Source organism: Aeromonas sp. MTB (genome assembly GCF_056632455.1).
Genome location: NZ_CP147026.1, coordinates 1,149,235 through 1,162,955, shown reverse-complemented (window position 1 = coordinate 1,162,955; position 13,721 = coordinate 1,149,235). Strand labels below are relative to the sequence as shown.

11 protein-coding genes are annotated in these 13,721 nt (G+C 62.1%); 9 read left to right on the top strand and 2 right to left on the bottom strand.

All coding sequences use genetic code 11. From position 1 onward, the window contains the following. Nucleotides 1–96: 96 nt before the first annotated feature. The 9 genes from WBR25_RS05475 (at nucleotide 97) to WBR25_RS05435 (ending at nucleotide 10,756) form a co-directional block, all read left to right on the top strand. Nucleotides 97–1,080 (top strand): ABC transporter permease, encoded by a 984-nt coding sequence (locus WBR25_RS05475; RefSeq protein ID WP_005334871.1) that lies wholly within the window; start codon nucleotides 97–99, stop codon nucleotides 1,078–1,080. A 1-nt stretch (nucleotide 1,081) separates the two neighbouring features. Continuing rightward, complete coding sequence (locus tag WBR25_RS05470) at nucleotides 1,082–2,002, top strand: ABC transporter permease (RefSeq protein ID WP_447836856.1); 921 nt, start codon at nucleotides 1,082–1,084, stop codon at nucleotides 2,000–2,002. Continuing rightward, nucleotides 1,999–3,018, top strand: a complete 1,020-nt coding sequence (locus WBR25_RS05465) for an ABC transporter ATP-binding protein (protein WP_005334876.1) — start codon at nucleotides 1,999–2,001, stop codon at nucleotides 3,016–3,018. Before WBR25_RS05470 ends, WBR25_RS05465 begins: the two co-directional genes overlap by 4 nt. 11 nt (nucleotides 3,019–3,029) lie before the next feature. Further along, a complete protein-coding gene (locus tag WBR25_RS05460; RefSeq protein WP_005353824.1) occupies nucleotides 3,030–4,022 on the top strand; it encodes an ABC transporter ATP-binding protein in 993 nt (330 codons plus the stop codon). 114 nt (nucleotides 4,023–4,136) lie between these two features. Beyond that, on the top strand, nucleotides 4,137–5,852 hold the full coding sequence (locus tag WBR25_RS05455; RefSeq protein ID WP_479749883.1) for a glycoside hydrolase family 9 protein: 1,716 nt from the start codon (nucleotides 4,137–4,139) through the stop codon (nucleotides 5,850–5,852). Continuing rightward, on the top strand, nucleotides 5,845–6,717 hold the full coding sequence (locus WBR25_RS05450; RefSeq protein WP_201903966.1) for a glucosamine kinase nucleotide-binding domain-containing protein: 873 nt from the start codon (nucleotides 5,845–5,847) through the stop codon (nucleotides 6,715–6,717). The genes WBR25_RS05455 and WBR25_RS05450 overlap by 8 nt, the downstream gene beginning before the upstream one ends. Next, nucleotides 6,702–8,567: a beta-N-acetylhexosaminidase gene (locus tag WBR25_RS05445; protein ID WP_479749532.1), complete on the top strand. Its 1,866-nt coding sequence runs from the start codon at nucleotides 6,702–6,704 to the stop codon at nucleotides 8,565–8,567. Before WBR25_RS05450 ends, WBR25_RS05445 begins: the two co-directional genes overlap by 16 nt. 212 nt (nucleotides 8,568–8,779) lie before the next feature. Next, nucleotides 8,780–10,333 (top strand): methyl-accepting chemotaxis protein, encoded by a 1,554-nt coding sequence (locus tag WBR25_RS05440; RefSeq protein WP_479749531.1) that lies wholly within the window; start codon nucleotides 8,780–8,782, stop codon nucleotides 10,331–10,333. 66 nt (nucleotides 10,334–10,399) lie between these two features. Beyond that, the gene (locus tag WBR25_RS05435; RefSeq protein WP_019446729.1) at nucleotides 10,400–10,756 is read left to right on the top strand and encodes an MGMT family protein; all 357 of its coding nucleotides are present in this window, start codon (nucleotides 10,400–10,402) and stop codon (nucleotides 10,754–10,756) included. Between the two features lie 16 nt (nucleotides 10,757–10,772). Here the strand turns inward: WBR25_RS05435 and WBR25_RS05430 are convergent, their stop codons facing one another. Then, nucleotides 10,773–10,937 carry a hypothetical protein gene (locus WBR25_RS05430; protein ID WP_005334891.1) on the bottom strand — a complete coding sequence of 55 codons (165 nt, stop codon included), beginning with the start codon at nucleotides 10,935–10,937 and terminating at the stop codon, nucleotides 10,773–10,775. Nucleotides 10,938–11,045: 108 nt separating this feature from the next. Continuing rightward, the gene (topA, locus tag WBR25_RS05425; RefSeq protein ID WP_479749530.1) at nucleotides 11,046–13,667 is read right to left on the bottom strand and encodes a type I DNA topoisomerase; all 2,622 of its coding nucleotides are present in this window, start codon (nucleotides 13,665–13,667) and stop codon (nucleotides 11,046–11,048) included. Nucleotides 13,668–13,721 lie beyond the last annotated feature (54 nt).

Below are 13,721 nucleotides of genomic sequence, written 5' to 3'. Positions count from 1 at the left end.
GGCCATCTTCCCCGTTAACCCCTTTCTTGCCCGGCACCGCCGGGGTTGGGCTCGCTATACCCGACGCGGGGCAGACTTGCAGTAAAAGGTACTATCATGGGATTCATACTGAGACGCTTTTCCTTCTATCTGGTTGCCTTTCTGGTAGCCGCCACCATCAACTTCCTGTTACCCCGTGCCATGCCAGGGGATCCTGTCTCCGTGATGTTTGCCCGCGCTGGCGCCATGATGGAACCCGCCGCCCTGGAAGCCCTCAAAGCCACCTTCGGCTTTGTCGACGGCCCCATCGGCACCCAGTTTCTCACCTATGTGAAGAGTGTCTTCACCTGGGATCTCGGCACCTCGGTGCGCTTCTACCCGCAGCAGGTCTCTGACGTGCTGGGCCGTGCCATCGGCTGGACCCTGTTTCTGGTCGGCACCTCCACCATCCTGAGCTTCTCCCTCGGTTCCATCGTCGGCATCTTCGCCGCCTGGTATCGCGGCGGCCGGATGGACAGCATTCTCTCCCCGCTCACCCTGGTGATGCAGGCCATTCCGCCGGTGGTGGTCTCCCTGCTCGCCCTGTTCCTGTTCGGGGTCAGCCTCGAATGGCTGCCCATCGGCTACGCCTACAGCCCGGAGATCAAGGCTGACTGGGGCTGGGAGCACATCAAGAGCATCATGACCCACGCCATCATGCCGGTGCTGACTCTGGCCGTGGTACAGGTGGGGGGCTTTCTCATCACCATGCGCAACAACATGATCAACCTGCTGGGCGAGGATTACATCACCATGGCCAAGGCCAAGGGGCTCTCCAGCAACCGGGTGATCTTCAACTACGGCGCCCGTAACGCCATTCTGCCCAGCGTCACCGCCCTCTCCATGGCGCTCGGCTTCGTCATCGGTGGCTCCCTCATCACCGAAGTGATCTTCAACTATCCCGGCCTGGGCCTGACCCTCTATCAGGGCATTCTGGCCCGCGACTACCCGCTCATTCAGGGGCAGCTGCTCATCATGACCATCACCATGCTCAGCTTCAACTTCCTGGCCGACGTGCTCTACGTCTTCCTGGATCCCCGTCTGCGTACAGGAGGCAAATAAGATGCGTATGCCGACCATTCTCAAAATCCTGCTGGGCAACAAGAAGGCTGCCTGTGGCCTCGCCATCGTGGTTGCCTTCGTACTGATGGCCATATTTGCCCCCATTCTGGCCAGCAACGAGCCGACCAAACGGGTGGCTCGCCCGCACCAGCCGCCCAGTGCCGAGTTCGTGATGGGTTCAACCCGCATGGGCCACGACATCTGGGCCCAGTTCACCAACGGCGCCCGTATCTCGCTGCTGGTGGGCTTCAGTGCAGGCCTGCTGGTCTGCACCCTGGCCGTCGCCATCGGCATCACCGCCGGTTACTTCGGGGGTCTGGTGGATGAGTGCCTCACCTTCCTGATGAACGTGGTGCTGGTGATCCCCAACCTCCCCTTGCTACTGGTGCTGGCAAGCTTTATCGGGGAGGCGTCACCGGCGGTAATTGCCGTGATAATAGGGTTGACCTCCTGGGCCTATGGCGCGCGGGTCATCCGCGCACAGACCCTGGCCCTGCGCGAGAAGGAGTTCGTCATCGCCGCAGAAGTGCTGGGCGAGCCGGCCTGGCGCATCATTCTGGTGGAGATCCTGCCCAACCTTATCTCCATCATCGGGGTGAGCTTCATCGGCTCCATCATCTACGCCATCGTCACCGAAGCGACCCTGGAGTTCCTGGGGCTTGGCGACCCGACCGTGGTGAGCTGGGGCATCATGCTCTACAACGCCCAGACCTCCAGCGCCATTCTGGTCGGCGCCTGGTGGGAGATCCTGGCCCCCTGCTTTGCCATCGCCACCCTGGGTGCCGGTCTGGCCCTGCTCAACTTCGCCATCGACGAGATTGCCAACCCGCAGCTGCGCTCCCACAAAGGGTTGAGCCGCTGGAAGAAACTCGCGGCGCCGGTCACAACTCCGATTGCCACAGCACAGGAGAAGACAGCATGAACAAGCATCCCCTGCTGTCAGTACGCAATCTTTGCGTTGACTACATCACCGAAAATGGCGACGTGCGCGCCGTCAACTCGGTGAGCTTCGATATCAGACAGGGCGAGATCTTCGGTCTCGCCGGTGAGTCGGGCTGCGGCAAATCCACCGTCGCCTTCTCGGTGGCCCGGCTGCACAAGCCGCCCGCCTACATCAGCGGTGGCGAGATCCTGTTCAAGGGGGAGAACATCCTCCACTACAACGACGAGCGGCTGCGCTCCTACCGCTGGCAACAGGTGTCGGTGGTGTTCCAGTCCGCCATGAACGCCCTGAACCCAGTGCTGCGGATGGAGGAGCAGTTCTGCGACGTGCTGCTGGCCCACAACCCCGGCATGACCCGTTACGAGGCGATCAAGCGCGCCCAGGAGCTGCTCACCATCGTCGATATCCACCCGAGCCGGCTCAAGGACTACCCGCACCAGTTCTCCGGCGGCATGCGCCAGCGGCTGGTGATTGCCATCGCCATGGCGCTCAACCCCGAGCTGCTCATCATGGATGAGCCAACCACGGCGCTCGATGTGGTGGTACAGCGGGAGATCCTGCAGAAGGTCTATGCCCTGAAAGAGAAGTTCAACTTCTCCATTCTGTTCATCACCCACGACCTCTCCCTGATGGTGGAGTTCTGCGATCGCATCGGCATCATGTATGCCGGTGAACTGGTGGAAGTCGCCCCCTCCAAGGCGATCCTGACCGCGCCGCTGCACCCCTATACCAGAGGGCTGGGCAACTCCTTCCCGCCCCTGCACGGGCCGAAGAAGGTGCTGGAGGGGATCCCGGGCACCCCGCTCAACCTGCTGGAGGTGCCGGTCGGCTGCCGCTTTCAGGCACGCTGCGGCAAGGTGCACGATCGCTGCCGTCAGGAGTACACCAGATTGGCCGAGATCCGCCCCGGGCAACAGACCGCCTGCCACCTCTATGAGGAGCAGGGACTGCAACAAGATTCCGTGATCTATCTGGACAAGGCCGCTGGCTGTTAAGGATGTCTGTCATGCAAATCGCCAAAACCGATGCACCCATCATCGAAGTCCAGCACCTCTACAAGGACTTCCCCATCAACTCCAATGCCATCAAGAGTGGCAAGATGCGGGCGCTCTCCGACATCACCTTCAACCTGCACCGGGGCCGCGCCCTGGCGGTGGTCGGGGAGTCGGGCTCCGGCAAGAGCACCATCGCCAAAATCATCGCCAAGATGTACAAGCTCAGTGCCGGGCGCATTCTCTATCGCGGCCACGATCTGGAGGAGTTCAACAAGGGCACCGCCCTGCTGGACTATCGCCAGAGCGTGCAGATGGTGTGGCAAGATCCGTTCGGTTCGCTCAACCCGACCCACACCATCTATCACCACATCGCCCGTCCCCTGCTGCTGCACAGCAAGGTGATCGACAAAAAAGAGCTGCCCGACATGGTCTACGCCCTGCTGGAAAAGGTCGGCCTGACCCCCGCCAAAGCAACGGCGGCCAAGTATCCGCACCAGCTCTCCGGCGGCCAGCGCCAGCGGGTCAACATCGCCCGCAATCTGGCGGTGGAGGCGGAAGTGGTGCTGGCGGACGAGCCGACTTCCATGCTCGACGTCTCCATTCGCATCGGCATCCTCAACCTGATGGAGCAGATGAAGAACGAGCTCGGCGTCTCCATGCTCTACATCACCCACGACATCGCCACCGCCCGCTATGTGGCGGAAGATCTGGCGGTGATGTATGTGGGGCACATGGTGGAGTGGGGCGAGGTGGACGAGATCCTGCACCACCCGCAGCACCCCTACACCCAGCTGCTCATCTCGGCGGTGCCCGACCCGGAGAAGAGTATCCACGCCGAGCTGGAGGGGGGCCGCAAGGGGGAGATCCCGCTCTGGACACCGGAGTCCTGCGGTTGCCCCTTTGCCGGGCGCTGCAATCAGGCAATGCCCCGCTGCAAGGAGGCGCTGCCACCCATCACCAAGCTTGCCGACAACCACTTCGTGCGCTGCTACCTCTACGAGTGAAGGTGAACCCGATACCGGCCGGACAACCCTGTCCGGCCATGCCTCGATACGGGGCGGCCACAGCCCCGTGATGTGCCTCACCGCCCGGCGGTGAACCACAGGAGTAATACCTTGATGGAACTCTTGATCAATCAGGTGGGCTACGAGTGCGACGGACACAAGGTCGCCCTGTTGCAAACCTCCCCCGCCCCTGATCTAGGCGGCTATGTCAGGCTGCAACGCCTCGATGATGGCCAGACCCTGTTTGAAACCCCGCTGCAACCGGCTGGCAGCGTCCCCGGCTGGCAGGGCCGCGCTTACTGGCGTGCCGACTTCTCCGCCTTCAAGGAGCCCGGCCACTATCGGCTGGAGGCGATCACTGCCCAAGGCATAGTCCGCTCCACCCGTTTTGCCATCGGCCAGGATCTGCTGGCCAGCCGCTGTCTCTCCGATGTCATCCACTACTTCAAGGGCCAGCGCGCCAGCGGCACCTTTGATCGGGCCGACCGCAGCGCCCGCCTGTTTGGCACCGACCAGCACAGAGATGTGCACGGCGGCTGGTTCGATGCCAGCGGCGACATGAGCAAGTACCTGAGCCACCTCTCCTACGCCAACTACCTCAACCCCCAGCAGACCCCCATGGTGGTGTGGGCCCTGCTCAAGTGCCGCGAACTGCTGGCCCCGCGCCGCGATATCGACGGGGTGAACCTCTGCAAGCGGCTCAATGACGAGGCGCTGCACGGCGCCGATTTCCTCTGCCGGATGCAGGATAAGTCGGGCTTCTTCTACATGACCCTGTTCGATAAGTGGAGCAAGGATCCCGCCCAGCGCGAGCTGTGCGCCTATGCCACCCAGCAGGGTGTCAAATCCGCCAACTGGCAGGCGGGTTTTCGCCAAGGGGGTGGCATGGCTATCGCCGCGCTGGCCCGCGCCGCCCGCGAGAGCGTCAGTGGCGACTTCGATGCCAGCCGCTACGCCGAGGCAGCCAAACGCGGCTACCTGCATCTGCGTGAGCACAGCTTTGCCTACCTCGATGACGGGGTCGAAAACATCATCGACGACTACTGCGCCCTGCTGGCAGCGGTGGAGCTGACCCGCACTTTCGGCAACGAGTGGCTGAATGAGGCGAGAGCCCGCGCCAGCAAGCTCTGTGCCCGCCAGCGCCCTCATCCTGAGCTGGGTCACTACTGGTCGGCCAACGAGGATGGCTCGCGCCCCTACTACCACGCCGCTGAGGCGGGTCTGCCGGTGCTGGCGCTACTGGAATATCTGGGCGTAGAGCCGGATCAGGAATACAAGGCTAGGGTACAAACCGTGGTGGAGCAGGCGCTGGCCGCCGAGCTGGCACTGTGCGCACGGGCGGGCAACCCCTTCTCCCTCGCCCGCCAATATGTGAAAGGGGTGGATGAAGCGTCGCGCGTCAGCTTCTTTATGCCCCACAACAACGAGTCCGGTTACTGGTGGCAGGGGGAGAATGCTCGCCTCGCATCGCTGGCGGCCATGGCCTTTGCTGGCGCCCGCCACTTCCCCCGCCAGAGCCAGCCACTGCTCACTTATGGCCAGCGCCAACTCGACTGGATCCTCGGGCAAAACCCCTTCAACGCCTGCATGCTGGCGGGCCACGGCATCAACAACCCCACCTATACCGCCGGGTATCCCAATGCGCAGGGGGGTATCTGCAACGGCATCACCTCAGGGTTTGATGACGAAAATGAGGTGGCCTTTATTCCGGAGGAGTACAAGGATCGGCTAGATCAGAACTGGCGCTGGGGCGAGCAGTGGATCCCCCACGCAGCCTGGTTTGCCCTGGCCATCAGCTGGCAAAATGCCGCAGGAGGTCGCCATGATTGAGTTCTGGGTCGGCGTCGATGGCGGGGGCACCCACACCCGCGCCCGCATTCGGGATCGGGCGGGCAAGCTGCTCGGAGAGGGGCGCGCGGCAGGATCCAATCTGGAGCTGGGCATCCCCCATGCCCACGCCAATGTGCTGGCCGCCATCGCCAGCGCCCGCCTTGCCGCCGGGATCGCTATCGAGAGTGAACAGCAGATGGGGGTCGGACTGGCGCTCGCCTCCGCCGAGCTGGCCGACTGCTATCACGCCCTGCTCGAGATGCCCTTCCCCTTTGCCAGCGTCAGGCTCACCTCCGATGCCTTCGGTGCCTGCCTCGGCGCCTTTGGCGGCCGTGAGGGGGCCATTCTGATCGCCGGTACCGGCTCGGTGGGGCTGGTCTATCAGGAGGGGCAGATCCGCACCTGCTCCGGCCGCGGCTTCCCCATTTCAGACATAGGCAGCGGCGCCTGGCTGGGGCTGCGCGCCATCCAGCAATCCCTGCTCTGCCACGACGGCATTCTGCCCCCCAGCACCCTCGCCATCCGCCTGATGGACCGCTTCAAGCGAGATCAGGCCGAGGTGGTACGCTGGGCCGCCCGCGCTATTCCGGCGGACTATGGCCACTTTGCCCCCTGGGTATTCGATGCCGCCAGCGATGGCGACGAGCTCGCCAATCAGCTGCTGGACGAAACCTGCGAACAGCTGCGGATCCTGCTGGAGGGAATGACCCAGCTCGGTGCCAGACAGATCGCCCTGCTGGGGGGGATTGGCACCCGCCTCGCTCCCCGTCTCGGCCAGCTCAACCTGCTCCCCCCCCAGGCAGATGCGCTCGATGGCGCCATCCTGTTTGCCCAATCAGAGGATTTTCCATGTCTACACCCCTGATCCACACCCAGGTAGCCCGACGTGACGGCGAGGATGTCTGGTTCACTTTCACCCTCTCCCGCATGCCTGATACCAAGTGGAAGCTGCACTTCTGTCTGGCTCGCCATATCGACCCCGACTCCTTGCAAGGGGGGGAGCTGGAGCGCCAGAGCGGCAGCTACAAGGTGATTATCCCGAACGCTGGCAGCTGCGAGCTGCGCTTTTGCTGCCGCCAGACCCCCATCAAGAAGCTCTCCGACATGCCGCAGGGCTTTTTCCTCAGCTTGCCGGAGGCGACCACGGGTGCCCAGCTGCTACCGGTGACGCTGGCGGCGCAGGATCTCGGACTGGAGAACCCGCCGGTAACCCGCCCCGACCTGCCGGATGTCGAGCCCCAGCCCGGCATAGTGCCGCAACCGGCCCATCTGGTACTGCTGGAGGGGAACTTCCGGCTGGCCGAGCGGGCTCATGTCAGCGCCCCCCGCGATGTGCCGAAATTGCTGGCCCACTTCAACGAGCTGACGTCGCTGGCGCTGGAGCAGGATCACGACGCTGAAATCCGGCTGACCGAGGCCAAACTGGCCCCTGAAGCCTACCAACTGACCATCACGCCGCAGGAGGTGGTGATTGCCGCTGCCGACGAAGCGGGCTGGCGTCATGGGCTGGTCACGCTGGCCCAGTGGTATCTGCAACATGGCGAGAGCCTGCCCTGCGTCACGCTGGAGGATGCCCCGCGCTTTGGCTTTCGCGGCATTTTTCTCGACTGCGCCCGCCACTTCCACACTCCGGCCACCATCAAGCGTCTGCTCAAACTGATGAGCCTCTACAAGTTCAACCGCTTCCACTGGCATCTGACCGATGACGAGGGGTGGCGACTCGAGATAAAAGCCTTCCCGGAGCTGACCGACGTGGGAGCCTGGCGCGGCCATAATCTGGCGATCGGCCCCCAGCTCAGCGGCGGCGCCGAACCCTATGGTGGCTACTACACCCAGAGCGAGGTGAAGGAGCTGGTGAGCTATGCCGGTGAGCTCGGCATCACCGTCATTCCCGAGATCGACATCCCGGGCCACTGCCACGCCGCCATCAAGGCGCTGCCCGAGCTGCTGATCGAAACGGCGGATCACTCCCGCTACCGCTCGGTTCAGCATTTCGATGACAACGTGCTCAACCCCGCCCTGCCCGGCACCTACCGCTTTCTGGAGGCGGTGCTGGACGAGGTGTGCGAGCTCTTTCCCGGCCCGCAGATCCACATGGGGGGTGACGAGGTGCCGACCGGGGTCTGGACCGACAGCCCCGCCTGCCAGCAGCTGATGGTCGAGCAGGGCTACGCCGACTGCCGCGAGCTGCAGGGCCATCTGCTGCGCCACTGCCAGCGCTATCTGGCCGCCAGAGGCAAACAGATGATCGGCTGGGAGGAGATCCTGCATGGCGACAAGGTGAGCCGCAAAGCGGCCATCTGTGCCTGGACCAGCTTTCAGGCGGGGCTGGATGCTGCCGCGGCCGGTTATCCGGTGGTGATGGCGCCCGCCCAGTTCCTCTATCTGGATCTGGCCTGGAGCGCCAATATTCATGAACCCGGCCTCTACTGGGCGGGGACCCTCAATCTGGAGCAGATCTACTCGTGTGACCCTGCCCCAGCCGATTTCCATGCCAACGATAACATCCTCGGGGTGCTGAGCCCCTTGTGGTCAGAATTGATCACCAGCCGTGATCGTCTCGACTACATGTTGTTCCCGCGTATGCTGGCCACGGCCGAGGTTGCCTGGAGCGATCCCGCCCACAAGGGCTGGGAGCACTTCGCAGCCCGCCTGCCGGGTCAGCTGCAGATCCTCGATCAGTTGCAGGTGCGCTACCGGATGCCACAGAGGTAATGTTGTCTCTACTTTGGCGGCCAATCGGCCGCCTTTTTTACGATTAGCCAACAAAACATCAACTTCCCCCTACCATTCATCCGCCATTATTGGCAAAATCCAGCCCCCAATGAAGCTGGTCTGCCTCCTGCTGGCGCGAGCCTGCGGCCACCTCCAGATCTGCCACAATAACAACGACAACATTATCAACAAGAACATCGGAGCGTATTCCTATGGCCCGCAGAGATGTCCATACCCTGGATAGCGAAGTGGAGTTTCCTGCCGACGTACAACTGGTCTCCACCACTGACCTGCGCGGGGTGATCACCTACGCCAACCCGGCCTTTTGCGAAATCGCAGGCTACACGGTCGATGAACTGGTGGGACACAACCACAATCTGGTACGCCACCCCGACATGCCCAAGGCCGCCTTCGCCGATCTCTGGGCCCGCCTCAAGGAGGGCAAACCCTGGCGCGGCATCGTCAAAAATCGCTGCAAGGATGGTCGTTACTACTGGGTAGATGCCTACGTCACCCCCATCTACGAAGGCAACAGGATCAGCGGCTACCAGTCGGTACGCTGCAAGCCCGAGCCCCAATTCAAGCGCATCGCCGCTCAGACCTACCAAGCCCTGCTCAAGGCCGAGCGCGGCAACAGCAGCAACCTTCCCTCTCTTGTCAGAGTGCGCACCCCGGCCATTACCCTGCTGCTGCTCGGCCTGATGGGCTGGACCTTCGCCAGCCAAGGGGCCATGACCGTCCTGCTGATGCTGCTGCCTCTGTTGCTTATTGGCGGAGCCTACTGGCGCGAGCTCTTTGCCCTGCCCCACTATCTACAGAAGCTGGGCCGCGAATATGACAGTCTGACCCGGCTGGTCTACTCCGGTGATAACCCCGGCGCCATTGCCGATTTTCATATCAAGATGCTGCAGGCCCGCATCCGAACCGTGTTGGGGCGGATCAACGATGCCACGGCATCTCTGCAAACCCTGGCCATCAATCTGAAGCAGGCCTCTCATCAGGCCTGTCTCGATATCAACGAGCAAGATGCCCAGACCCAGCAGATGGCTACGGCTATGACTCAAATGGCCAACACAGCTCACGAGATCGCCCGCAACATTCAGGACTCCAACGGTCAGGTCAACGAAGCTCGCAATCGTTGTGAACAAACCAACCAGCAGTTGAACCAGACCGAGCAACAGATCGAACAGCTCGCCAAACAGGCAGAGCTGGCGTTCAACTCGGCGGTAGAGCTCGCCAGCGAATCCGAACGGATTGGCAGTGTCATGGGCGAGATCCAGGGCATCGCCGAGCAGACTAACCTGCTGGCCCTCAACGCGGCCATCGAAGCCGCTCGCGCCGGGGAGCAGGGCCGTGGTTTTGCGGTGGTGGCTGACGAGGTGCGTACTCTATCGACCCGCACCCACAAGGCGACCGAGCAGATCCAGGGCAGCATCAAGCAGATCCAGCACACGCTGGGACGCTGGAAGGGGATGATGCAGGAGAACCTGCAACAGACCCGCGCATGTGCCGAGATGACCCGCCAGGGCGCCAGCAGCCTCCATACCGTGCTGACAGAGATAGAGCTGGTCACCGAACACTCCACCCAGATCGCCACCGCTGCAGAGCAGCAACAAGCGGTCGTGGAGGAGATCAGCCGCAGTATCCACCAGATCTCCGAGTACTCCCATGCCAACAGTCAGAAGATGCTGGATGTCGATCACTCCAGTCAGGCTCTGCTGGAACGGGCCAAGCAACTGAAGGGGCTTAGCCAGACCTTCGGCTGAATCATTGCCAGCCCCATGACAGAAGCGCCACAATGGCGCTTCTGTTGTTTTTGACGAATCGGGTCTATGAGCATTGAACCAAGTCCATCCCCATTGAACAAAACTGCCCGTATCGAAGCGATCATCGCCCTGATCCCGGCAGGCCGGGTGGTCAGTTACGGTCAGGTGGCCGATCTGGCGGGGTTGCCCGGACGGGCAAGACTGGTGGGCAAGGTGCTGCGGGAAACCGACAAGGTACTGCCGTGGCATCGGGTGCTGGGCGCAGCGGGCACTATCTCGTTACCGAAAGGATCGCCAGGCTTTGCCGAACAGACGGGACGCCTGCAGCAGGAGGGGGTCGTGGTGATCGGTGGGCGGGTCAGAATGAAGGAGTGGCAATGGCAGCCCGATCTGGCCGAGCTGCTTTTTCTACTGCCGTTTTGAGGGGGTCACAGCCGGATCACTCCAGCGGCGCCAGGATCTCGTCGCTGCGCACCTGCACCGGTATGGTCTCATCCGCGCGCTGCAGCAGCACCAGCAAGCTCTGTCGGTCCACCTCCAGCACATAGGCCGCCCCTTCCCTAGTCATGCAGCTCATGCCTGGCCGGATCTCGTTAATCTCCATCTCAACCTCCTTGTCTACTTCGCGATTGACGACAGCTGCACTCCTTGCAGTTGTCTCAGTATACCGCTATCCATAAGCAAAGAGGCCCCTTGTCGGGGCCTCTTTTCATCAGGCTTTTTTAGCCTTTGGCAAACTCTCTTGCCAGGTACCGTTGTCGTAGTGAGCGGTCCAACCGGTCGCCTTGCCGTTGACCTCGCTCATCACGTACTGCTCCTTGGTCTTGCGACTGAAGCGCACGATGGCGGGGTTGCCGTCCGGATCAGTGAGCGGGGCACCGGCCAGATACTTGTGCTTGGCGGAGATGCGATCTTTGAAGCGCTTGAGCTCTTCCACCAGCGGCGCGCGGGTCTCGCGGGATTTGGGGAAGTTGCTGGCCGCCAGGAACAGACCGGCAGCCCCGTCACGCAGCACAAAGTGAGCATCGGACTGGGTGCACTTGAGCTCCGGCAGCGGCACCGGCTCCTCCTTCGGCGGCGCGATGTCGCCGTTTTTCAGGATCTTGCGGGTGTTCTTGCAGGTCTCGTTGGTGCAGCCCATGTACTTGCCGAAACGGCCGTTCTTGAGCTGCATCTCGGCTCCGCAACGGTCACACTCGATGCTCGGCCCTTCGTAGCCCTTGAGCTTGAACTGGCCCTTCTCGATCTCGTAGCCATCGCAATCCGGGTTTCGACCACAGACGTGCAGCTTGCGGCTGTCGTCGATGATATAGGCATCCATCGCTGTACCACAGACGCCGCAGCGGTGCTTGGCGCGCAGCGCTTCGGTTTCCGCCTCTTCACCGTCAGTGGCGGAGACAAACTCGTCGGCAGAGACCAGGTTGATGGTCTTCTTGCAGCGCTCTTTCGGCGGCAGGGCATAGCCGGAGCAGCCGAGGAACACGCCGGTGGTGGCGGTACGAATACCCATCTTGCGGCCGCAATCCGGGCAGTCGATGTCGGTCATCACCATCTGGTTGGCACGCATGCCGCCCTCTTCGGGCGCCTTGTCAGCCTTCTCCAGCTCCTGGGTAAACTCGGCGTAGAAGGCGTCCAGCACCTTCTTCCACTCCAGGCTCCCTTCGGCGATGCCATCGAGCTTGTCTTCCATCTTGGCGGTGAACTCGTAGTTCATCAGCTCAACGAAGTTCTCCACCAAACGATCGGTGACGATTTCGCCCATCTTCTCGGCGAAGAAACGGCGGCTCTCGACCCGCACATATCCGCGATCAACGATGGTGGAGATGATGGAGGCGTAGGTAGACGGACGGCCGATGCCGCGTTTTTCCAGCTCGCGCACCAGCGCTGCTTCGGTGAAACGGGCAGGCGGCTTGGTGAAGTGCTGGCGCGGATCCAGCTTGACCAGTTTCAGCACCTCACCCACGGTCACCGCCGGCAGCTGGCTATCTTCGCCCTTGCGACCCATCGGCGGCAGTGCCTTGGTCCAACCGGCGAAGCGCAGGGTACGACCACGGGCCTTGAGCTCGAACTCACCCGCCTTGACGGTCAGGGTAGAAGAGTCGTACTGAGCCGGGGTCATCTGGCAAGCAACGAACTGACGCCAGATGAGATCGTACAGACGCATGGCATCCGGCTCCATCCCTTCCAGCATCTCGGCAGTCACCTGTACGTTGGAGGGACGGATCGCCTCGTGCGCTTCCTGAGCATTGGCCTTGGCGCCATACAGATTCGGTTCGGCTGGCAGATAGGCCGCGCCATACTGCTCGCCGATATATTCACGCACCGCCTCAACCGCCTCTTTGCTGAGGTTGGTGGAGTCGGTACGCATATAGGTGATGTAACCCGCTTCATAGAGACGCTGGGCCATCATCATGGTCTTCTTGACCCCGAAGCTCAGACGGGTAGAAGCCGCCTGCTGCAGGGTGGAGGTGATAAACGGCGCGGACGGTTTGGAGCCGGTCGGCTTGTCTTCCCGGTTCACCACCTTGTAATCGACCCCTTCCAGGGCTGCGACAGCGGCAAAGGTCTCGGCCTGGGTCACCGGCTTGAAGTCGGCCCCGTTGCGGCTGACCACTTCCATCCGCAGATCGCTCTTGTCTGCGGTCAGCAGGTCGGCATTGAGATCCCAGAATTCGACCGGAACGAACGCCTTGATTTCGCGCTCTTTATCGACGATAAGACGCACCGCAACGGACTGTACCCGACCAGCGGAGAGACCGCGGGCCAGCTTTTTCCACAGCAGCGGGGATACCATGTAACCCACCACGCGATCGAGGAAACGACGGGCCTGCTGTGCATTGACGCGGTCAATATTAAGTTCGGACGGCTGGGCAAACGCCTCCTTGATGGCGCTCTTGGTGATCTCGTTGAACACCACACGCTTGTAGCGGCTGTCGTCGCCACCGATGATCTCGCGCAGGTGCCAGGCGATCGCTTCTCCTTCTCTATCCAAGTCGGTTGCGAGATAGATGGTGTCGGCTTTCTCGGCCAGACTCTGCAACTCGCTGACCACCTTCTCCTTGCCGGGCAAAATCTGGTAGTTAGCCTGCCAGCCAGCGGTCGGATTGATACCCATCCGGGCAAACAGGGCCTTGCGATCCTTGGCAGCCTTCTCGGATTCGCTCAACTTGATGCCGCGAATGACAGGTTTCTTGGGCTCGGTGCTGGCGCTGCCGCTGGTGGGCAGATCGCGAACATGACCAACGCTGGATTTCACCACGTAGTCCTTGCCCAGATATTTGTTGATCGTCTTGGCCTTGGCCGGAGACTCCACTATGACCAGTGATTTGCCCATGCTGTAACTATTATCCTCATTGCACCCGACAGGGTTGGTGTGCGGTTTTGTGGG